Below are 19,484 nucleotides of genomic sequence, written 5' to 3' on the forward strand. Positions count from 1 at the left end.
CTCCACCCTCGAACGCGGAATCCGACGAGACGACGACCTCGCCAACGCCTACCGAGACTGGCTCACCACCGCTTGACAACCCATAGGAGCATCAAGCGGGCCCTACGAGGCGCTGTCGCGGGCGAGGGCGACGAGGCGGGAGATGGCGCGCAGGTACTTCTTGCGGTAGCCGCCGCGGAGCATCTCCTCGGGGAAGACCTGGTCGAAGGGCAGGCCGGAGGCGGTGATCGGCAGCTCGCGGTCGTACATCCGGTCGGCGAGGACGACCAGGCGCAGCGCGGTGGACTGGTCGTCGACCTGCTTGACGCCGCGCAGGCAGACCGCGGTGACGTCGTCCAGCAGCGCGCCGTAGCGGCTGGGGTGGACGGCGGAGAGGTGGGCGAGCAGGGCGTCGAAGTCGTCCAGCGAGGCGCCGGGGGTGCGGGCGGCGGCGGCCTCGACGGCCTGGTCGGTGTAGGGCGGCGGGGCGGCGGGCAGGCCGCGGTGGCGGTAGTCCTGGCCGTCGATCCGCATCGGGCGGAAGTGGGCGGACAGGCCCTGGATCTCGCGCAGGAAGTCGGCGGCGGCGAAGCGGCCCTCGCCGAGCTTCTCCGGCAGGGTGTTCGAGGTGGCGCACAGCTTGACGCCGTTGTCGACCAGGCGCCCGAGCAGGGTGGAGACGAGCACGGTGTCGCCCGGGTCGTCCAGCTCGAACTCGTCGATGCAGAGCAGCTTGTGCCCGGAGAGGGTCCGCACGGCCTGCTGGAAGCCGAGCGCGCCGACCAGGTTGGTCAGCTCGACGAAGGTGCCGAAGGCCTTGGGGCCGGGGGCGGCGTGCCACAGCGAGGCGAGCAGGTGGGTCTTGCCGACGCCGTAGCCGCCGTCGAGGTAGACGCCGGCCGGGCCGGTGGGCGCCGGGGCGGAGCGGCGGAACCAGCCGCGCTTGGGTGCGGAACCGTTTCCCCCGGTGAGTGTGGCCGCGAACTGCTCCAGGACCTGGACGGCCTCGTACTGGCTCGGCTGGGTCGGGTCCGGGATGTACGTCCCGAAGCTCACCTCGGCGAACCGGGGCGGCGGGACCATCTCGGCGACCAGCCGCTCGGCGGGGACGACGGGGCGGCGGTCGGTGAGCGCGATCGGGGAGCCGGGCGCGTTCGCGGCGGCTATCGGCTCGGTCGAGGGGTTGGAGGCTGCGGGCACATCAGTAGAGGGTACGCCTGCCCGGTACGCCGTCCGAACGGTCCGCCCGCCGCGGTGGAAGACTGAGGGCATGCAACAGTTGATCAGCCCGCTGGGTGAGCGGTTCGCCGATCCGGCCGCCCTGGAGTCGCTCGCCGCCGTCTACGCGTACCCCGAACAGGTGAATCGGGGACGCCCCTGGCTGCGCGCCAACATGGTGGCCGGCCTGGACGGCGCGGCCAGGCTCGACGGGCTGTCCGACGGCCTGTCCGGCGACGCCGACAAGCGGATCTTCGGGGTGCTGCGGGCGCTGTCGGACGTGGTACTGGTGGGCGCGGAGACCGTCCGCGCCGAGGGCTACCGGCCGGCCCGGGCCCGCAGGGAGTTCGCGGCGGCCCGGACGGCGGCCGGCCAGGCGCCGGCTCCGGCGATCGCCGTGGTGAGCCGCTCGCTCCAGCTGGACCTGACCGCGCCGCTGTTCACCGAGCCGCTGGTCAGAACGGTGGTGATCACCACCGAGGACTGCGCCGAGGAGCGCCGCCGGGAGGTCGCCGAGGTCGCCGACGTGGTGCTCGCGGGCACCGGTTCGGTGGACCTGCGGCTGGCCGTGGCGGCCCTGGCCGAGCGGGGCTGGACCCGGCTGCTGACCGAGGGCGGCCCGCGCCTGCTGGGGCAGCTCGCGACGGCCGGCCTGCTGGACGAGCTGTGCCTGTCGCTGGCCCCGCTGCTCACCGCCGGCGACGCGCCGCGCATCCTCGACGCCGGGCAAATGCCGGACGTGCAGCGGATGCGGCTGGTCTCATTGATCGAGCAGAAAGGATTCCTCTTCACCCGCTACCTGCGTCACCTGGGCTCGGACGACCCCGTGACCCCCTGATCGCGATCCCGTTATGCGATGCCGGGGCCCGGGGGCCGGCCACTGGAAGGACTCACGTGTTCAAGACCGTACTGATGATCGAAAAGGCTCTCTCCGACGCGGACGTGGAACTCGTCACCACGCTCCACGGCGAGGAGGAGGTGTCCTTCGTCGTCCTGATGCAGCCGCGCGGCAAGCAGGACGAACTGCTGCGGGCGCTCGACGACGTCGCCCTCGGCCACCTCGACAAGGTGGTCCACGAGCACGACGAGTCCGAGAGCGGACCGACCGTGGCCACCGAGTCGCTGGAGCACAGCCTGCGCCACCTGCGCTCCGCGGGGGCCGAGGCGGTGGGCGAGCTGGTCGAGGACAAGCCGCTGGAGCGGCTGCGCGCGGTCGTCGAGGAGCAGCGGGCGGACGAGGTGGTGGTGCTCACCTCGCCGCACTTCGTGGAGGAGTTCTTCCACCGCGACTGGGCCTCCCAGGCCCGGCACAAGGTGGGAGTCCCGGTGCTCAGGCTGTTCGCCAGCGACTCCTAGCCTCGCCCGGCGGTGGTGCAGAATCGTCCTTGCGGCCCGCCCGCGAGGACGATTCCGTCCTCCGGCCCGTCCGCCCGACCTGTCTGTCCCCGCCCGTACGGAGCCACGCCTTGAACGACGCCGCGCACGACCTGCACGCCCCGCACTTCATCGGCATCGGCGGCGCCGGGATGTCCGGCCTGGCGAAGATCCTCGCCGTGCGCGGGGCCAGCGTCTCCGGCAGCGACTCCAAGGAGTCCGAGACCGTCCTCGCGCTGCGCGCCCTCGGCGCCACCGTGCACGTCGGCCACGCCGCCGAGCACGTGCCGGACGGCACCAGCAGCGTGGTCGTCTCCAGCGCGATCCGCGCCGACAACCCGGAGCTGGTCGCCGCCCACGAGCGCGGCATCCCGGTGGTGCACCGCTCGGACGCGCTGGCCGCGCTGATGGGCGGCCGCCGGGCGCTGGCGGTGGCCGGCACCCACGGCAAGACCACCACCACCAGCATGCTCGCCGTCGCCCTCGGCGAACTGGGCCTGGACCCGTCCTACGCGATCGGCGGCGACCTCGACGCGCCCGGCTCCAACGCCCACCACGGCGCCGGCGAGATCTTCGTCGCCGAGGCGGACGAGAGCGACCGCAGCTTCCACAAGTACGCGCCCGAGGTGGCGATCGTGCTCAACGTGGAGCTGGACCACCACGCCAACTACGCCTCGATCGACGAGATCCACGAGTCCTTCGAGACCTTCGTCGGCCGGATCGTGCCCGGCGGCACCCTGGTGGTCTCGGCCGACCACGACGGCGCCCGCGAGCTGACCTCCCGGGTGGCGGGCCGCGAGGACCTGAACGTGGTGACGGTCGGCTCCGCCGAGGACGCCGACCTGCGGGTGCTCTCGGTGGTCGCCCACGGCATGACCAGCGAGGTCACGGTGCTGCTGGACGGCGCCGAGCTGTCCTTCACCGTCTCGGTGCCCGGCCGCCACTACGCCCACAACGCGGTGGCCGCGCTGGCCGCCGGCGTCGCGCTGGGCGTCCCGGCCGCCGACCTGGCCAAAGCGCTCGGCGCCTACACCGGCGTGCGCCGCCGCCTCCAGCTCAAGGGCGAGGCCGGCGGGGTCCAGGTGGTCGACTCCTACGCCCACCACCCCACCGAGATGACCGCCGACCTGGAGGCGATCCGCGAGGGCCTGACCGGCGGCGGCCGGGTGCTGGTGGTCTTCCAGCCGCACCTGTTCAGCCGCACCCAGCAGCTCAGCGAGGAGATGGGCGCGGCCCTGGCGCTGGCCGACGCCTCGGTGGTGCTGGACATCTACCCGGCCCGCGAGGACCCGATCCCGGGCGTGACCAGCGAGCTGATCGTCGACGCCGCCCGCCGGGCCGGCGCCGAGGTCACCGCCGAGCACTCCTTCGCCGCCGCCCCCGCCCTGCTGGCCGGCCTCGCCCGCCCCGGCGACCTGCTGCTCACCATGGGCGCGGGCGACGTGACCAACCTGGGCCCCGAAATTCTGCGGCACCTCGCGAACGTTGCCTCCAACGTCTGACGTACCCCGAACCGGGAGCCCGTGATGAGCTACGAGATCGAGAAGACCGAAGCCGAGTGGCGCGCCCAGCTCAGCCCCGAGGAGTACCACGTGCTCCGCGAGGCGGGCACCGAGCGCCCGTTCACCGGTGAGTACACCGACACCAAGACCGTCGGCGTCTACGGCTGCCGGGCCTGCGGAGCCGAACTGTTCAGCTCCGAGACCAAGTTCGACAGCCACTGCGGCTGGCCGTCCTACTACGCGCCGCTGGCCGGGGACCGGGTCCAGTACATCGAGGACAACTCGCTCGGCATGCGCCGGGTCGAGGTGCGCTGCGCCCGCTGCGGCGGCCACCTCGGCCACGTCTTCGAGGGCGAGGGCTACGGCACCCCGACCGACCAGCGGTACTGCATCAACAGCGTCTCGCTGACGCTGAAGCCGGCCGAGTAGCGCGGACGGCGGCGGGCCCGGGCACCGTACGGCGCCCGGGCCCGCTGCTACCCCTCCACCGGCTGGAAGCGGACCGGCAGGCGCAGCAGGGCCCGGTGGAACGGACCCGGGCGCCAGACCAGCTCCTCGGCCGGGGTGGCCAGTTCGAGGTCGCTGAGGCGGCTGCCCAGCTGCTCGATGGCGGTGATCGCGATCAGCAGGGCAGGGTCCCGGGCCGGGCAGGCGTGCGGGCCCGCCGCCCAGGCCAGGTGGGCGCTCTCGCCGCTGCGCAGCCCGCCGTCCTCGGCCGGCGGCGCGGCCTGGGAGTTGGCGGCCGCGTACGAGACCAGCAGCAGCGTGCCCGCCTTGATCTCGCGGCCGTGGAAGGTGATGTCGTACCGCGGGTAGTGGGCCGAGAAGTTGGCCATCGGCGGCTCGTGCCAGAGCACCTCGTCGATCGCCTGGTGGGCGGTCATCGCGCCGCCGAACAGCGAGCCGGCGTAGCGGGCGTCGGTGAGCAGGCGCAGCAGGGCGTTGCCGATCAGGTTGGTGGTCGGCTCGTGTCCGGCGATCAGGGTCAGGGTGATCTGCCGGATCACCTCGTCGTCGTCCAGCCCGACCGGGTGGGTGACGTACCAGGAGGTGAGGTCGTTGCGGGGGCGCTCGCGCCGCTCGGCGACCATCGCGGTGACCACCGCGAGGAGCTTGCCGTAGGAGATGCCCGCCTCCTCGGTGGACTCGATCAGCCCGGTGATCGCGCCCACCACCTCCTCGCGCTGCTCCGGCGGCACGCCGAACCAGGTGGTCAGCGCGAAGGCGGGCAGCCGGCGCGAGTACTCGGCGATCAGGTCGGCGTGGCCGACGGAGGCGAAGCCGTCGATCAGCCGGTGCGCGGTCTCGGCGACCTGGCGCTGGAGCCGGTGCGGTTCGAACAGCGCGAGGGCGTCGGTGATCACCGCCCGGTAGCGGGCGTGCGTCCGGCCGTCGCTGAACAGCGCGGTCGGGCGGTAGCCGAGCATCGGCAGCAGCGGGGAGTCCGGCGGGAGCTCGTGCCGCGCGAGCCGGGAGTCCTTGGAGAAGGTGTCGGTGTCGCGCAGCAGGTCCAGCGCGGCCTGGTAGTCGGTGACCAGCAGGGCCTCGACGCCGGGCCCGAGCTCCACCGGGGCGGTGGCGCCGTGGCGCCGCAGCCGCTCGTAGACCGGCTGCGGATCGGCGGCGAAGACCGGGCCGTGGATCGGGGTCGGGCGGGGCTCGACGGTCACGGGCTCTCCGGGGTGGCGGGCTGGGCTTCGGGGAGGGCGTCCAGGACGTGCTCGACCAGCGCGATCAGGGCGTCCAGGCTGCTGTCGCGCTCGCGGGCGTCGCAGAGCAGCAGCGGGGTGCTGGCGTGCAGGTCCAGGTGGGTGCGCAGCACCTCGACCGGGTGGTCCGGGGTGTCCGGGAAGCGGTTGACGGCGACGGCGTACGGCAGTCCCTGCTCCTCGACCATGTCCATGATCTCGAAGGAGTCGGCCAGCCGGCGGGTGTCGGCGAGCACCAGGGCGCCCAGGGCGCCGCGCGCGATGTCCTGCCAGAGCGGGAAGAACCGGCGCTGGCCGGGGGTGCCGAACATGTAGAGCACGACGTTGCCGGGCAGGGTGAGCCGGCCGAAGTCGACGGCGACGGTGGTGGTCGACTTCCCGGGCACGCCGGCCAGGTCGTCCACCGGCCGTCCGGTCTCGGTCATCGCCTCCTCGGTGTGCAGGGTGGCGATCTCGGAGAGGGTGCGGATGAGGGTGGTCTTGCCGACCCCGAACGGGCCGGCCACCACCAGTTTCATCAGTGTCTGGTCCTGGTCGGGCAGGTAGCCGACCCGGCCCGGCCGGCCGGTCTGGTCGTCCGGGTCCGGCCGGGCGGCCGGGTCACCTGAGCGCACGGAGTCCAACGAGGAGCCTCTCGACGATGGAGCGGTCGGTCTGCTGGGCGCGCGGGATCGGCGCGCGGGCGTGCAGGCAGCCCGCCTCGACCAGGTCGGCGGCGAGGAAGACCGTGGCGCTGACCGGCAGGCGCAGGTGCGCGGCGGCCTCCACCACGGTCAGCGCGCCGGGGCGCAGCAGTTCCCAAAGCCGGCGGTGTTCGGGTTCGAGTGCCTCCGGCGGGTCGGCCCGGTCGGCGAACAGCACGGTCAGCCGCTCGAATCCCTTGCTGCCGGGGCGGCTGCGGCCGCCGGTGGCCAGGTAGGCGGGGACCATCCGCCTGCGGGAGGCGGTCATGACCGGCCGTCGTCGTCCTGCCGCCGGGTCGGGCTCGCGAGCGCGCGACCGAGGGCGGCGACCTGTAGCTGCATCTGGTAGGCCACGTTGCCGAGTTGGGCGTCGGGCGAGGTGAACACGGCGAGCGAGGTGTTCTCCCCGGCGGGCACCACGATGGCGTAGCCGAGGTCGGACTCCACCACGGTCTGGGCCAGCCGGGGCCGCTCGGCGTCGGTGAACGCGGTGGTGAAGGCGCGGGCGGCGGCGTGCACGGTGGCTGTCATCGCGGCGACCCGCTCGGCGGAGGCCCGCTCCAGGCCGTCCGAGGCGCCCTCGACCAGGCCGTCCCCGGTGGCGACGACCGCGTGCAGGACGCCGGGCAGCTCCAGCAGCGGGGTCAGCACCCACGAGATCTCGTCGGTGGTGGTCGGGCTGGGCGTGCTGCTCACTGCTCGGCTCCTTCTGGGGTCCTACCGGTGCTCGGGGCACCGGGGTCGCGGTCGGTGGTGGTGTCACCGGGGGTGCTGCTGCTGCCGGTCGTGCCGGTGGTGCCGCCGCCGTTGCCGGGCACGGCGCCGGCGGCGTCCTGGTCGGCGGCCCGGGCCACGGCGGCCCGGCCGGAGTCGGTGCCCCGCTGGAGCGCCTGCCAGTGGGCGGCGGCCCGCTCGGGGGTGCGTCCGGGGGCGGCGGGGGCGGGTGCCGCGGCGGCCGGCTCCGCGGCGGCCAGCGGACGGCGGCGGCGCCGGGTGGGCAGTCCGGTGCCGTCGTCGTGCGCGGCCGGGTCCGACGCGGGTGCGTCGGCCGCGGCGGCGTCCGCGGCGGGCGAGCCGTCGGCCGGGGGTTCCGCGACCGGGCCGTCCGCGACGGGGTCGGGCACCACGCGGATGGCGGGCGCCGGGCGCGGGCCCGGCCGGTTGTGGCGGTCGGCGAGCCTCGGGCCGTCCTGCTCGTCGGCGTCGCGCATCGGCGGGACGGCCGCGACGGTGGGCGCCGGGGCCGGGCCGGTGCCGGCCCGCAGCGGCAGCGGGGTGAGCACCGAGAGCGGCTGCTCGTCCGCCACGACGGTCACCAGCGCGGCCGGGATGCGCAGGATGGTCCGCATGCCGCCGTACGGCGAGGGCTCGATGTGACACGAGAAGCCGTACTGGCGGGCCAGCTTGCCGATCACCGCGAAGCCGGTCTTGGGCGGGTTGCCGAGCTCGGTGAGCAGCATGTCCGGCGGGCCGGCCAGCAGCCGGCGGGCGCGGCGCAGCTGGTCCTCGTCCATGCCGATGCCGCTGTCGTCGATGATCACCAGCGCGCCGCGGCCGCCCTGCTGGACGGTGACCGGGACGTCGGTCTCCGGGTGGGAGTAGGCGGTGGCGTTGGCGAGCAGTTCGGCGATGGTGACGGCGACCGGCTCGGCGGCCCGGGCCACCACGGCGAGGCGCTGCTCGCGCAGGTGGTTGGCGACCTTGATCCGGGCGTAGCCGGGCACCCGGGAGAGCGCGCCGACGACCACCTCGGCGAGCGGCGAGTCGGTGCGGGCCAGGCCGGGCCAGGCCTCGCAGAGCACCGCGATGGTCTGGATCCGGCGCAGCGCGACCTCGTTGCGGAAGTCGACCTCCAGCAGCCGGGGGTCGTCGTTCTCGTGCTGGAGCTGCTGGACCAGGCTCTGGATCTGGTACAGCAGGGTCTGGATCCGGGAGGTGGCGCCGCGCATGGCGGCACGGGCGGCGGCGTCCACCCGTTCGCGCTCGTCGGCGAGGGCGGCGTGGGCGGCGTCCAGGACGGCCTGGAGCGCCCGGACGGCCTCGGGGCCGACCGCCTGCGGGTCCAGCGGTCCCACCAGCGGGGCGTTGGCGTGGGTGAGCCGTACGGCGGTGGCGGCGACCCGCTCCTGGGCGAGGTGGCCGATCTCGGCGAGCAGCGCGGCGGCCCGTGCCTCGGCGGCGGCGCGGGCGTGTTCGGCCCGCTCGGCCCGGTCGGTGGCGGCGGCGCTCTGCTGCATGGTTTCGCGGACGGTGGCCTGGGCCTGCCGGGCCGCCTCCTGGGCCTCGCGGACGCTGCTCTCGGCGGCCCGGGTGCGCTCCTCCGCCCGCCGGGCCTCCTCGGCGGAGCGCCGGGCGGCCTCCTGCGCCTCGCGCTGCTGCTGCTCGGCGCGGGCGAGCCTGCCCTCGGCGGCCCGGGCGCGCTCCTCCCCCAGGCCGAGCGCGGTCTCGGCGGCGGCCGCCCGGGCCACGGCCGCGGTCCGGCCGCGCGCGAGCACGGCCGTGGCCACGGCGGCGACCAGCGCCAGGACGATCAGCGCGATCTGCGTCATCGAAGTCCTCGGGGGTGCTTGCGGGTTGAGCCGGTCGGCCGGATCGGGCGGGGCGGCCGAATCGGGCCGGTGGAGCGGGCGGGGTCAGGTCCGCCGGGCGCGCGGGCGCGGGAGGCGGGCGCCGTCCTCGGCCAGTTCCCGGGCCACCAGGGCGACCTGGCTCATGGCCTCCAGGACACCGGGGGCCTCGGAGCCGTCCAGGTGCCGGTACTCGGCGGCGATGGTCAGCACCAGCCGCTCGGGCAGGCCGAGTTCGGGGTGGCGCTGCTCGGCGATCACCCGTCGGGCGGCGTCCAGCGCGGGGATCCCGGCGGCGTGCAGGGCGTGGGCGCGGTCGCGGACGTACGCGAGGTAGCCGATGTGCTCCCGGACGCCCTCGCGCCCGAGCACCGGGCCGTGGCCGGGCACGAAGATCTCCGCGCCGGTGGCCAGGGCCTGCTCGCAGGCGCCGATGACGTTCTCCAGCGGTCCGGCCCAGTGCGAGGGGTGGTCGCCGGGCTGCTCGGGCGTCGAGGAGAAGATCACGTCCCCGGTGAACACCGCGCGCTGGTGCGGGAGGTGGACCATCAGGTCGCCGCCGGTGTGGGCGGCGGGCAGGCTGGTGATCCGCACGGGATGGCGGCCGACCGTCAGCTCCAGCTCGCCGGTGAAGACGGTGTCGGGGCGCACCGGCTCGGTGGTGGACCAGTCGAACCGGCCGAAGTGCTCCCGGAGGTAGCCGCCGAGCGGCGAGTCCGGGTCGCTGTTGGTGACGAGGCCGTGCTGCTGCTGCGGGGTGGGCTCCCAGTGGATGTGCTCCAGCGCCTCGCGGGTGGCGATCACCTCGGCGTCCGGCAGCACCCCGGCGCCCCACAGGTGGTCACCGTTGGCGTGGGTGACGACCACCCGGTCGACCTCGACCCCGTCCGGCAGCAGCCGCCGGCTCGCGGCCAGGAACTCCCCGGCCATCGAGGGGTCGTACGGCGTGTCGATCCAGAGCGCGGTGGTCTCCGAGGCCAGCAGTCCGCAGTTGGCCAGGCCCCAGCCGCGCTTCGGCGGGAGCCACACGTACAGGTCCTCGGCAATCGCGCTCACGTTCGCACGGTTGATCGTCATGTGCGCGATTATGCCCATGCTGTGCCAGTGCCGGAGCAAAACTGTTACGGTTCAAGCCACTTAACGCCCGAAGCGCCCGGGACTGCCCCGGTTCATCCCGCGTGGTCTGGACCGCATCTGGCCGAAGTCCCCCTGGCCGCGCGGACTCCGGAGGGGTCGTCAGATGTCCGTTCCCCGAACCCGCTTCACCTGCCGGACACCCTTGCGCTCCCCCGCGCAGGCCTCGTACCCCAGCCAGGCGTTGATCGCCAGCATCGGCCCGTTGGTGGTGTCGTTGCTGGTGTACGCGTACCGGTAGCCGGCCGCCGCGGCGAGCCGCAGCGACTCCCGCTTCGCCAGCTTGGTCAGCCCCCGGCCGCGGAACTCCCGGCGGCAGCCGGAGAACGCGGACCAGTAGCGGTCCACCCCGTCGGTCCGCACCATGCTGAACGCGACCGGCAGGCCGTCCACCACGGCGACGACGCTCAGCGCGCCGTCCCGGTCCGGCCGGTTCCAGTCGTCGCGCAGCCAGTCCTGGTACGCGTAGGCGTCCATCGGCACCTCGCTGCCGGGCTCGTCCTGGACGGCGTCCTCCTCCACCAGGAACAGCGGGTGCGGGTCGTCCGCCCAGTCGGCGGCCGGGCGCAGCTCGACGCCGGGCGGCGGTACCGGCGCCGGCGGCAGCGGCAGGGCGAGGTCCCGGCCGGCGAACCGCATGGTGCGGCCGAGGTCGTATCCCCGCGCGGTGGCGAAGGCCAGCGAGGCGGGCTCGTCGTCCAGCCAGGTGTGCAGCTCGGTCACCCCGTGCGCGGCCAGGTGCCGGTCGACCGCGGCCAGCAGCGCGGTGGCCGCGCCGCGCCGCCGGAACTCGGGCAGCACGCTGCCGTTGGCGTGGCCGACCCCGGCGGTCGTCGTCCCGAGCACCACCCCGCAGCGCGCCGCGCCGACCACCCGGCCGTCCAGCTCGGCGACGAAGGTGCGGAAGTGCTCGGCGGAGCCGGGCTGGGCGTTCTGCCAGAGCAGGGCCTCGGCGGAGAGCACCAGGTGCCCGCGGCCGGCCCGGTGCGCCGCGGCCACGGCCTCGGCGTCGCCGGGCCGGAAGTCACGGATCGTCACAGAAGGAGTCATGGCCGCCCACGCTAGCCGCGCCCGTGCGCCCGGCGCCTCCGGTTTTCCCGCCGCTCGGGCTCCCCACCTGCGGGGACGGTCCGCGCTCGGGACCAAAGTCCCTGACGACCGGAACGCCATGCTCAAATAATGCTCTGAGAAGACCGGGTGAGGCTTGGCAGCCACCCTGCCCGGGGACATCCTCAGCACACGGCCGCGCGGCCCCGGCGACGGCGCCCGCACCGACCGGCGGCCATCCCGCCCGGCCCTTCCCACCTTGCCCTCCGAAGGGGGCGAACCGATGACTTCCCCCACCCTGGACACCACCGCGCCCCGGGACGCCGTACCCGAGGACGCCGTGCCCCGAACCGCCGCGCCCCGGGACGCCGTGCCACGAACCGCCGCGCCCCGGCTGGGCATCGGCCTCGGCTGGCGCAGCGAGATCGACACCGTGGTCGAGCGCCAGCGCGGCCTGGACTGGGTCGAGGTGGTCGCCGAGAACATCTGCGCCGACCACCTGCCCGTCTCCCTCGCCGTGCTGCTCCGGCGCGGTGTCACCGTCGTGCCGCACGGCGTCGGCCTCGGCCTCGGCGGCGCCGGCCTGCCCGACGCCGGCCGCCTCGCCCGGCTCGCCGGCACCGCGCTGGCGCTCGGCTCCCCGCTGGTCACCGAGCACCTGGCGTTCGTCCGGGCGGGCGGCCTGGAGGCCGGCCACCTGCTGCCCGTCCCCCGCACCCGGGACTCGCTGCGGGTGATCGCCGAGAACGTCCGGATCGCCCAGGACCACCTGCCGGTGCCGCTCGCCCTGGAGAACGTCGCCGCCCAGCTCGCCTGGCCGGACGACGAGTTCACCGAGGGCGAGTTCCTCGCCGAGCTGGTCGAGCGCACCGGCGTCCGGCTGCTGATCGACGTCGCCAACCTCCACACCAACCGGGTCAACCTCGGCACCGACCCGGCCGCCGAGCTCGACCGCCTGCCGCTGGAGGCGCTCGCCTACGTCCACGTCGCGGGCGGCACCCTGGTCGACGGCGTCTGGCACGACACCCACGCCCACCCCGTCACCGCACCCGTGCTGGAGGTGCTGGCCGAACTCTGCTCGCGGACCGACCCGCCCGGCGTGCTGCTGGAACGGGACGCCGACTTCCCGCCGCCCAGCGAGCTGGCCGGTGAACTGGACGCCATCCGCCGGGTGCTGGAGGGGAGCACCCGGCGATGACGGACCCGACCACCGACCCGGCCGCGGACCGGACGGACGCCGACCGGACGGACGCCGACCGGGACCTCGCCGCCGCCCGGCGGCGCCTGGCCCGGCGCCAGGAGGAGCTGCTGGCCGCCCTGGTGGCCGGCGGCGCCGTCCCGCCCGGCTTCGACCCGCGCCAGGTCCGCGCCCAGTCCGCCGGCCTGGCCGCCAAACGGCGCGACACCACCGCCAAGGTGGCCCCGGACCTGCCCCGCCTCCTCGGGGAGCGGTACGGGCCGCTCTTCCTCGGCTACGCCCGCTCCCATCCGCAGACCGGCGGCTACCGCGCCGACGCCCGGGCCTTCGCCCGGTGGGTGCTCACCGACGGCGGCCCGCTCCCCGCCGACAGCCGCCGGGCCCTGAAGCGGTGGCTCCACTCGGCACCCGTACGGCCGCCCGGCCCGCTGGCGCGCCTGGGCCGGGCCCTGCGCCGCCGCCCGCCGGCCGCCACCGACACGCCCTGACGCACCACCATCACCTCGGGGGAACCGCCCATGTGGCACAACGTCTACTTCGTCGTCCCGGCCGTCCTGCTGGCGGCCGCCGCCCTGTACGCCTCGCAGACCCGCCAGCGCGTCACCCAGGTCCGGTACGCCAAGGGCCTGCCCGGCCGCGGCCTGCCGCTGCTCGACACCGCGTTCCTGTCCGGCGGGCCGGGGCGGGTGTTCGACACCGCCCTGGTCCGGATGCACATGAGCGAACAGGCCGTGATCAGCCGCTCGGGCCTGGTCACGCTGACCGGCGCCAAGCCGTACGACGCCGTCGACCAGGCCGTCCAGGAGGCCGTCGGCCCGACCGGGAGCCGTCAACTCGCCCCGCTGCGCCTCGCGGTGATGCGCTCCTCCGCCGTCCAGGAGATCGGCGACCGGCTCGCCGACCGCGGCCTGCTGCGCCGCCCGGAGCGGATGCGGCGCGCCCGCACCGCCCGTCGGCTGCTCTGGCTCGCCCTGCTCGTGGTGGCGGCCTCCGCGGTGGCCGCCGAACTGCTCGACGACGGCACCGCCGGGCACGAGCGCCCCAACCTCTGGATCCCGGGAGTGCTGCTGCTCGTCGGCTTCGTCTCGCTGCTCGCCACCCCGGCGATCAAGGGCCGGATCACCCCGGCCGGGCAGCGTCAGCTCTCCCTGATGCAGGGCTCGCCGTGGACGCCCAACGCCGGGGTGTCCCCGCGGCTGGCCGGCGGCGCGCTGCTGGGCGCGCTGGCGCTCGGCGGGCTGGCCGCCGCCGGGCTGGACAACCCGGAGCTGGAGGCGGCGATGCTGGCGGCGGCGGCCGGGGAGGAGGCCGTCCGGCAGACGGCCGCCGCGTCGTCCGCGTCGTCCGCGTCGTCCTCTTCCCCGTCCTCGTGCTCCTCCGGTTCCGACGGCGGATCCGCCTCCTGGTGCGGCTCCTCCGACTCCGGTTCCTCCGGATCCGGCTGCGGGTCGTCCAGTTGCGGCTCGTCGTCGTCCAGCTGCGGGTCCAGCTCCTCCAGCTGCGGGTCCTCGTCCAGCTGCGGGTCGTCGTCCTCCTCCAGCTGCGGCTCCAGCTGCGGCGGCGGCTGCGGCTCCTGAGCCACCCGGCGGGCTCCCCGCGGCGGAGCCCGCCGGCAGCACGGTCGGGCTCGCGGTCCGTCAGCCCGCGGCCGTGGTTCCCCGGCCGGCCGCCGGTCCGGGCGCGGCGGCGGTTCCCGACCGCGTCGGCGCCCCGCCGGACGTCACAGTTCGGTATCGCGAACCGGGAACACGTTCCGCGTGCCATCGGCGCAGGCATACAACAAGCCCATGTGGTTGCTGTTCCTCATCCCGGCCTGTGTCGCGGCGGTCCTGTCCTGCCTCCGACTGATCCGGATGACCGCCACCGCCGACGCCCTGGCCGACCGCACCGGCCTGCGGCCTCCCGAAGCCGTCGGCATCGGCCTGTACGAGACCGCCTACCTGGCCGGCGGCCCGGACCGGGTGACCGAGCTGGCGCTCGTCCTGATGGCCGGCCGGGGACGCCTGCACCTGGCCCACACCGGCTGGACCACCGTGGTCGACCCCAAGGGCCGCAGTCGCCTGGAACGGGCGGTCATCGCCACCGTCGGGCCCGGGGGCCAGTGCCGCACCGACGAGCTGCGCCGGGCGATGGCCGAGCACCCCACCGTGCTGGAGATCGGCGCCCGCCTCGCCCTGGCGGGCCTGGCCACCCCGGCCCTGGTGCAGCGCAACACCGTGGTGGTGGTCCGCCAGGTCCGGCACGCGCTGCTGGTGTCGCTGGTGCTGCTGGCCGCCTCGGTGTCCCTCAGCGGCTTCACCGGCGGTGACGCCGTCGCCCCGCTCGCCTGGTTCTCGCTGCCGCTGGTGCTCACCTCGGGCACCCTGCTGATGGCCCGGGTCGACGTCTACCCGTACACCCGCTGGGCCTCCCCGACCGGCCAGGAGGTGCTGCGCGAGGTCCGCCCGACGCGCCAGCGCGGCCTCGCCGACGACGAGGAGCGCGAACTGCTCACCGCCGTCGCGATGAACGGCCCCGCCGTCCTCCCCGACGCCCGCCTGCGCGCCGCCCTGCGCCCGCACCGCGGCTGAAGGAGGCCGGCTCCCCCACGGGGAACCGGCCTCCGGTACGGCGCCGCCCGGTCGCCCGGACCGGGCCGGTGGCTCAGACCAGGCCGCCCAGCAGCTCGCTGACCGGCTTGCGGCGGCCGGTGAAGAACGGCACCTCCTCGCGGACGTGCAGCCGGGCCCGGGAGGGGCGCAGGTCGCGCATCAGGTCGACGATGCGGTGCAGCTCGTCCGCCTCGAAGGCGAGCAGCCACTCGTAGTCGCCCAGCGCGAACGAGGCCACCGTGTTGGCCCGCACGTCCGGGTAGCCGCGAGCCATCTGGCCGTGCTCGGCGAGCATCGCGCGCCGCTCGGCGTCCGGCAGCAGGTACCACTCGTAGGAGCGGACGAACGGGTACACGCAGACGTAGTCGCGCGGACGCTCGTCGGCCAGGAACGCCGGGATGTGCGACTTGTTGAACTCGGCCGGGCGGTGCAGCGCCATGTTCGACCAGACCGGCTCCAGCAGCCGGCCGAGGCCGGTGCGGCGGAAGCGGTTGTACGCCTCCTGGAGGTCGTCCGAGTCGGCGGCGTGCCACCAGACCAGGATGTCGGCGTCCGCGCGCAGACCGGAGACGTCGTACGTACCGCGCACGGTCACGTCCTTGGCGGCCAGCTGCTCGAACAGCTCCTCCACCTCGGTGGCCAGGGCGGTGCGGTCCTCGGGCAGGGCGCCCTTGAGCTTGAACACCGACCACATGGTGTAGCGGATGACCTGGTTCAGGTCGCGCGCCTTCTTCTTCTCGGGCTGCTGCTCCGGCTCCCGCTCAACGCTCTCAGTCATGCGTCCATTGTCCTCTCCGTGGAACCTTCCCCGGTCGCGGGGGTCAACAGTCTGCCGACGGCCGCCGCGGCGGCGGCCGCCGAACCGATGCACGCCGGGATGCCCACCCCGTCGTACGCGGCGCCGCACAGCGCCAGCGCCCCCACCCGCCCGGCCGCCGCCCGCACCCGGGCCACCCGGTCCAGGTGCCCCACCGGGTACTGCGGCAGACCGGCCTCGAAGCGGGAGACGAAGGTGTCGTACGGCCGGGCGGTCAGCCCGATCGCCTCCTCGAGGTCCGCCAGCGACCGCGCCACCAGCTCCTCGTCCGGCAGCCCCAGCGCCTCCTCCTCGCGGTGCCGGCCCAGCGAGGTGCGCAGCAGGAACGCGTCCGGCGCGGAACGCTCCAGCCAGCCCCACTTGTTGGAGGAGAAGGTCGAGGCCTTGATCCGCCGGCCGTCCACCGGCGGCACCAGGAAGCCGCTGCCGCTCGGCGGCGCGGCCAGGTCGCGGCGGCGGAACGCCAGGGTCACCAGGGCCATGCCCGCGTACTCGACGCCGTCCAGCTCGGTGGCCGCCGCCGGGGCGTCCTCGCGCAGCAGCCGGGCCGCGGCGGGGGCCGGGACGGCCAGCACCACGGCGTCCGCGTGCAGCACCTCGCCGCCGGTCACCACCCGCCAGCCGTCGGGCGTGCGGCGCAGTTCGTCCACCGGGGCGTCGGTGCGCAGGTCCACGCCCGCCTTGACGCAGGCCTCGGCGACCGCCCCCGGCAGGGTGCCGAGGCCGCCGCGCAGGCCCTGGAACACCGGGGTGCCCACCACCTTCGGCCGGGAGGCCAGCTCGTGCACCCCCTCGACCAGCGAGCCGCCGGCGCGCGCGATCGGCAGCAGCTGCGGCACGGCGGCGCGCAGCGAGATCTCGTCGGCGCGGCCGGCGTAGACACCGCCGAGCAGCGGCTCGACCAGCCGGTCCACGACCTCCCGGCCCAGCCGGTCGGCGACGTAGCGGCCGATCGCGACGTCCTCGCCGATCTCGGCGGGCTCCTCGTGCCGGGCCCGCTCCAGCCCCGCGTCGGTGAGCACCCCGGAGGCGGCCAGCGCCTCCAGGTCTCCGGGGACGCCCATCACCTGGCCGCCGGGCAGCGGCCGCAGCGCGCCGCGGGTCCAGATCGCCGCCTTCGCGGTGGTCGGCGGCTCCAGTTCCTCGCCCAGCCCGACCGCCCGCGCCAGCTCCACCGCCTCCGGCCGCCGGGCGAGCACCGACTCGGCCCCGAGATCGACCCGGACCCCGCCGACCTCGCCGCCCCACAGCTTCCCGCCGACCCGCCCGGACGCCTCCAGCACCGTCACCCGCGCCCGCGCCGGCCCCCCGGCCGCCCCACTCAGGAACGCGGCCGCGGCCAGCCCCGCGATCCCACCACCGACGACGACGACCTGTGCATCCGACATGCTCCGCAGTCTCCCAGGTCTTACGGCGGAAGCCTCAATCCGCTGCACTCCGCAGATCGATCGTGATCGGGAACGGCACCGGGCGTTCGAGCGTGTCCCGGAAGATCCCGGCCGGGGCGTAGGAGGACGTCACCCTCTCCAGCTCGAAGACGTGCACGGCCGCCCGGCCGTCCTCTTCCTCCTCGACGATCCAGTAGTGCGGAATCCCGGCCTCGGCGTACTTGCGGACCTTGACCGTGCGGTCGCGGTGTGCGGACTCCGGCGAGACCACCTCGACGACGAGCGAGACCTGGCTCGGGGCGAACCACGTGAGATCGGGGTCGTAGGCGGCATCGGTCACCAACGAGTCCGATTCCAGACGATTGCGCCGGTCCAGTGTGATCGTCATACCTGAGACGGCCGAGTGCCCGTCCGGCGCGAGGCCGTCCAGCATCTCGGTGAGACGCGATCCGACCCGGCTGTGCCAGGAGGTCTGGGGCCAGCCCCGGAAGACCAGTGCGCCGTCGATCAGCTCGGTGTGCTTGGGGGCATCGGGCAGATGGTCGAGGTCCTCGGCGTACCACCCCTCCGCCCGTGGCGGATACATCCATTCCGGCAGCTCGTCCATGGGCCCAAAGTAGTGGAAGTGCCGTGTCCCGTAGGCTGCTTCGCATGGAACCGATCGTGGTGAGTGCGTGTCTGGCCGGGATTCCCTGTCGGTACGACGGGCGGGCGAAGACCGCGGACGCGGCCGTGCGGCTGGTCGAGGAGGGGCGGGCCGTGGTGGTGTGCCCGGAGGGGGCCGGCGGGTTGCCTACGCCGCGGCCGCCGGCCGAGATCGTGGGCGGGGACGGCGCGGACGTGCTGGACGGGCGGGCCCGGGTGGTGGACGCGACCGGGGCCGACTGCACCGGGGAGTTCCTGGCCGGCGCCCGGGCGGCGCTCGCCGCTGCCGAGGAGGCGGGGGCCCGGCGGGCGGTGCTGATGGCGCGCAGCCCGTCCTGCGGCTGCGGGCAGGTGTACGACGGGACGTTCACCGGGGAGCTGCGCCCCGGCGACGGGGTGACGGCGGCGCTGCTGCGCCGGGCCGGGATCGAGGTCACGGCCGGGTAGCGGCCCCCGGCTCCGGGGGCCGCTCCCGCGCGGGTCAGCGCGCGCTGGCCTCGTGGACGAAGGCGACCAGGCGGCTGAGCGCGTCCGGGTCCATGGACGGCAGCACGCCGTGGCCGAGGTTGAAGATGTGGCCGCTGGTGCCGAGCGCCTGGGCGGCGTGCAGCACCTCGCGGGCCTTGGTCTCCACGACCTTGGTGGGCGCGTACAGCACCGCCGGGTCGAGGTTGCCCTGGAGGCCCTTGCCCGGGCCGACCCGCTCGGCGGCGACGTTCAGCGGCACCCGCCAGTCGACCCCGACGATGTCCGCGCCGGCCTGGCCCATCAGGCCGAGCAGTTCCCCGGTGCCGACGCCGAAGTGGATCCGCGGCACCCCGTAGTGGGCGACGGAGTCGAAGACCTTGGCGCTGGCCGGCATCACCGAGCGCCGGTAGTCGTCCGGCGCGAGCGCGCCGACCCAGGAGTCGAACAGCTGGACCGCCGAGGCGCCGGCCTCGATCTGCACCTTCAGGAAGGCCGAGGTGATGTCCGCGAGCCGGTCCACCAGGGCGGCCCACAGCTCGGGCTGCCCGTACATCATGGCCTTGGTGTTCTCGTGGTTCTTCGACGGCCCGCCCTCGACCAGGTAGCTGGCCAGCGTGTACGGCGCGCCGGCGAAGCCGATCAGCGGGGTCCCGCCGAGCTCGTCCACCAGCAGGCCGACGGCCTCGGTGATGTAGGGGACGTCATCGGGTTCCAGCGGGCGCAGCCGCTTGAGGTCCTCGGCGGTGCGGATCGGGTCGGCGATGACCGGGCCGATGCCGGCCTTGATGTCGACGTCGATGCCGACCGCCTTGAGCGGCACCACGATGTCGCTGAAGAAGATCGCCGCGTCCACCTCGTGCCGGCGCACCGGCTGGAGGGTGATCTCCTTGACCAGCTCGGGCCGCATGCAGGACTCCAGCATGGGGATGCCCTCGCGGACCTTCAGGTACTCGGGCAGCGAACGGCCGGCCTGGCGCATGAACCACACCGGCGTGTGCGGCACCGGCTCGTGCCGGCAGGCGCGCAGGAACGCGGAGTCGTACGCGGCGCCGCGGCGCGCGGGGGTGGTCGGGCCGTCGTGGGTGGCCGCCGTCGTGTCTGCCGTTGTCTCGCTCACGCGTCAAATCTTCGCACGGGTGCCGGGCCCGCCTTCCCGGCCGGTCT

The 19,484-nt window shown here is 74.9% G+C and carries 19 protein-coding genes and 1 pseudogene; 8 read left to right on the plus strand and 12 right to left on the minus strand.

Annotated elements, in window-relative coordinates; translation table 11 throughout:
* Window positions 1–102: 102 nt before the first annotated feature.
* Window positions 103–1,179: a cell division protein ZapE gene (gene zapE / locus ACZ55U_RS22700; protein ID WP_465528302.1), complete on the minus strand. Its 1,077-nt coding sequence runs from the start codon at window positions 1,177–1,179 to the stop codon at window positions 103–105.
* 70 nt (window positions 1,180–1,249) lie between these two features.
* Here zapE and ACZ55U_RS22705 point away from each other — a divergent pair, with 70 nt between their 5' ends.
* From ACZ55U_RS22705 to msrB, 4 genes are all read left to right on the plus strand, one after another.
* Window positions 1,250–2,035: a pyrimidine reductase family protein gene (locus tag ACZ55U_RS22705; RefSeq protein WP_465528304.1), complete on the plus strand. Its 786-nt coding sequence runs from the start codon at window positions 1,250–1,252 to the stop codon at window positions 2,033–2,035.
* Window positions 2,036–2,091: 56 nt separating this feature from the next.
* Window positions 2,092–2,553 (plus strand): indole-3-glycerol phosphate synthase, encoded by a 462-nt coding sequence (locus ACZ55U_RS22710; RefSeq protein ID WP_465528307.1) that lies wholly within the window; start codon window positions 2,092–2,094, stop codon window positions 2,551–2,553.
* A 131-nt stretch (window positions 2,554–2,684) separates the two neighbouring features.
* Window positions 2,685–4,073, plus strand: coding sequence for a UDP-N-acetylmuramate--L-alanine ligase (murC, locus tag ACZ55U_RS22715; RefSeq protein ID WP_465528422.1), 1,389 nt, complete (start codon window positions 2,685–2,687; stop codon window positions 4,071–4,073).
* 24 nt (window positions 4,074–4,097) lie between these two features.
* On the plus strand, window positions 4,098–4,502 hold the full coding sequence (gene msrB / locus ACZ55U_RS22720; RefSeq protein ID WP_380455163.1) for a peptide-methionine (R)-S-oxide reductase MsrB: 405 nt from the start codon (window positions 4,098–4,100) through the stop codon (window positions 4,500–4,502).
* Between the two features lie 47 nt (window positions 4,503–4,549).
* Here msrB and ACZ55U_RS22725 read toward each other — a convergent pair whose 3' ends face one another.
* From ACZ55U_RS22725 to ACZ55U_RS22755, 7 genes are all read right to left on the minus strand, one after another.
* Entirely contained in the window at window positions 4,550–5,743 is a 1,194-nt protein-coding gene (locus ACZ55U_RS22725) for a cytochrome P450 (RefSeq protein WP_465528311.1), read from the minus strand.
* Window positions 5,740–6,300, minus strand: a complete 561-nt coding sequence (locus ACZ55U_RS22730) for a GTP-binding protein (RefSeq protein WP_465528424.1) — start codon at window positions 6,298–6,300, stop codon at window positions 5,740–5,742. Before ACZ55U_RS22730 ends, ACZ55U_RS22725 begins: the two co-directional genes overlap by 4 nt.
* Window positions 6,301–6,382: 82 nt before the next feature.
* Window positions 6,383–6,733 (minus strand): DUF742 domain-containing protein, encoded by a 351-nt coding sequence (locus ACZ55U_RS22735; RefSeq protein ID WP_465528313.1) that lies wholly within the window; start codon window positions 6,731–6,733, stop codon window positions 6,383–6,385.
* On the minus strand, window positions 6,730–7,161 hold the full coding sequence (locus ACZ55U_RS22740; RefSeq protein ID WP_465528315.1) for a roadblock/LC7 domain-containing protein: 432 nt from the start codon (window positions 7,159–7,161) through the stop codon (window positions 6,730–6,732). The genes ACZ55U_RS22735 and ACZ55U_RS22740 overlap by 4 nt, the downstream gene beginning before the upstream one ends.
* Window positions 7,158–9,014, minus strand: coding sequence for an ATP-binding protein (locus tag ACZ55U_RS22745; RefSeq protein ID WP_465528317.1), 1,857 nt, complete (start codon window positions 9,012–9,014; stop codon window positions 7,158–7,160). The genes ACZ55U_RS22740 and ACZ55U_RS22745 overlap by 4 nt, the downstream gene beginning before the upstream one ends.
* An 84-nt stretch (window positions 9,015–9,098) precedes the next feature.
* Window positions 9,099–10,109, minus strand: a complete 1,011-nt coding sequence (locus ACZ55U_RS22750) for an MBL fold metallo-hydrolase (RefSeq protein ID WP_465528319.1) — start codon at window positions 10,107–10,109, stop codon at window positions 9,099–9,101.
* A gap of 159 nt (window positions 10,110–10,268) precedes the next feature.
* Complete coding sequence (locus ACZ55U_RS22755) at window positions 10,269–11,216, minus strand: GNAT family N-acetyltransferase (RefSeq protein ID WP_465528321.1); 948 nt, start codon at window positions 11,214–11,216, stop codon at window positions 10,269–10,271.
* A 367-nt stretch (window positions 11,217–11,583) separates the two neighbouring features.
* Here ACZ55U_RS22755 and ACZ55U_RS22760 point away from each other — a divergent pair.
* The 3 genes and pseudogenes from ACZ55U_RS22760 to ACZ55U_RS22770 all read left to right on the plus strand — a co-directional run bounded on the left by ACZ55U_RS22760 (window position 11,584) and on the right by ACZ55U_RS22770 (window position 14,981).
* A pseudogene (locus ACZ55U_RS22760) lies at window positions 11,584–12,899 on the plus strand (MbnB/TglH/ChrH family RiPP precursor modification enzyme).
* Window positions 12,900–12,929: 30 nt separating this feature from the next.
* Window positions 12,930–13,988: a TIGR04222 domain-containing membrane protein gene (locus ACZ55U_RS22765; RefSeq protein WP_465528323.1), complete on the plus strand. Its 1,059-nt coding sequence runs from the start codon at window positions 12,930–12,932 to the stop codon at window positions 13,986–13,988.
* 210 nt (window positions 13,989–14,198) lie between these two features.
* On the plus strand, window positions 14,199–14,981 hold the full coding sequence (locus tag ACZ55U_RS22770) for a TIGR04222 domain-containing membrane protein (protein WP_465528325.1): 783 nt from the start codon (window positions 14,199–14,201) through the stop codon (window positions 14,979–14,981).
* 73 nt (window positions 14,982–15,054) lie between these two features.
* Here ACZ55U_RS22770 and hemQ read toward each other — a convergent pair whose 3' ends face one another.
* The 3 genes from hemQ to ACZ55U_RS22785 are packed head-to-tail and all read right to left on the minus strand — an operon-like array spanning window position 15,055 to window position 17,814.
* Entirely contained in the window at window positions 15,055–15,780 is a 726-nt protein-coding gene (gene hemQ / locus ACZ55U_RS22775) for a hydrogen peroxide-dependent heme synthase (RefSeq protein WP_465528327.1), read from the minus strand.
* Entirely contained in the window at window positions 15,777–17,207 is a 1,431-nt protein-coding gene (gene hemG / locus ACZ55U_RS22780; RefSeq protein ID WP_465528329.1) for a protoporphyrinogen oxidase, read from the minus strand. The genes hemQ and hemG overlap by 4 nt, the downstream gene beginning before the upstream one ends.
* Window positions 17,208–17,241: 34 nt before the next feature.
* The gene (locus ACZ55U_RS22785) at window positions 17,242–17,814 is read right to left on the minus strand and encodes a Uma2 family endonuclease (RefSeq protein WP_465528331.1); all 573 of its coding nucleotides are present in this window, start codon (window positions 17,812–17,814) and stop codon (window positions 17,242–17,244) included.
* A 44-nt stretch (window positions 17,815–17,858) separates the two neighbouring features.
* On the opposite strand from ACZ55U_RS22785, the gene ACZ55U_RS22790 reads away from it, so the two are divergent.
* Window positions 17,859–18,299 carry a 2-thiouracil desulfurase family protein gene (locus ACZ55U_RS22790; RefSeq protein WP_465528333.1) on the plus strand — a complete coding sequence of 147 codons (441 nt, stop codon included), beginning with the start codon at window positions 17,859–17,861 and terminating at the stop codon, window positions 18,297–18,299.
* A gap of 34 nt (window positions 18,300–18,333) precedes the next feature.
* Here the strand turns inward: ACZ55U_RS22790 and hemE are convergent, their stop codons facing one another.
* The gene (hemE, locus tag ACZ55U_RS22795; RefSeq protein ID WP_465528335.1) at window positions 18,334–19,437 is read right to left on the minus strand and encodes a uroporphyrinogen decarboxylase; all 1,104 of its coding nucleotides are present in this window, start codon (window positions 19,435–19,437) and stop codon (window positions 18,334–18,336) included.
* Window positions 19,438–19,484 lie beyond the last annotated feature (47 nt).

The sequence above is a fragment of the Kitasatospora sp. NPDC034533 genome (assembly GCF_055575155.1).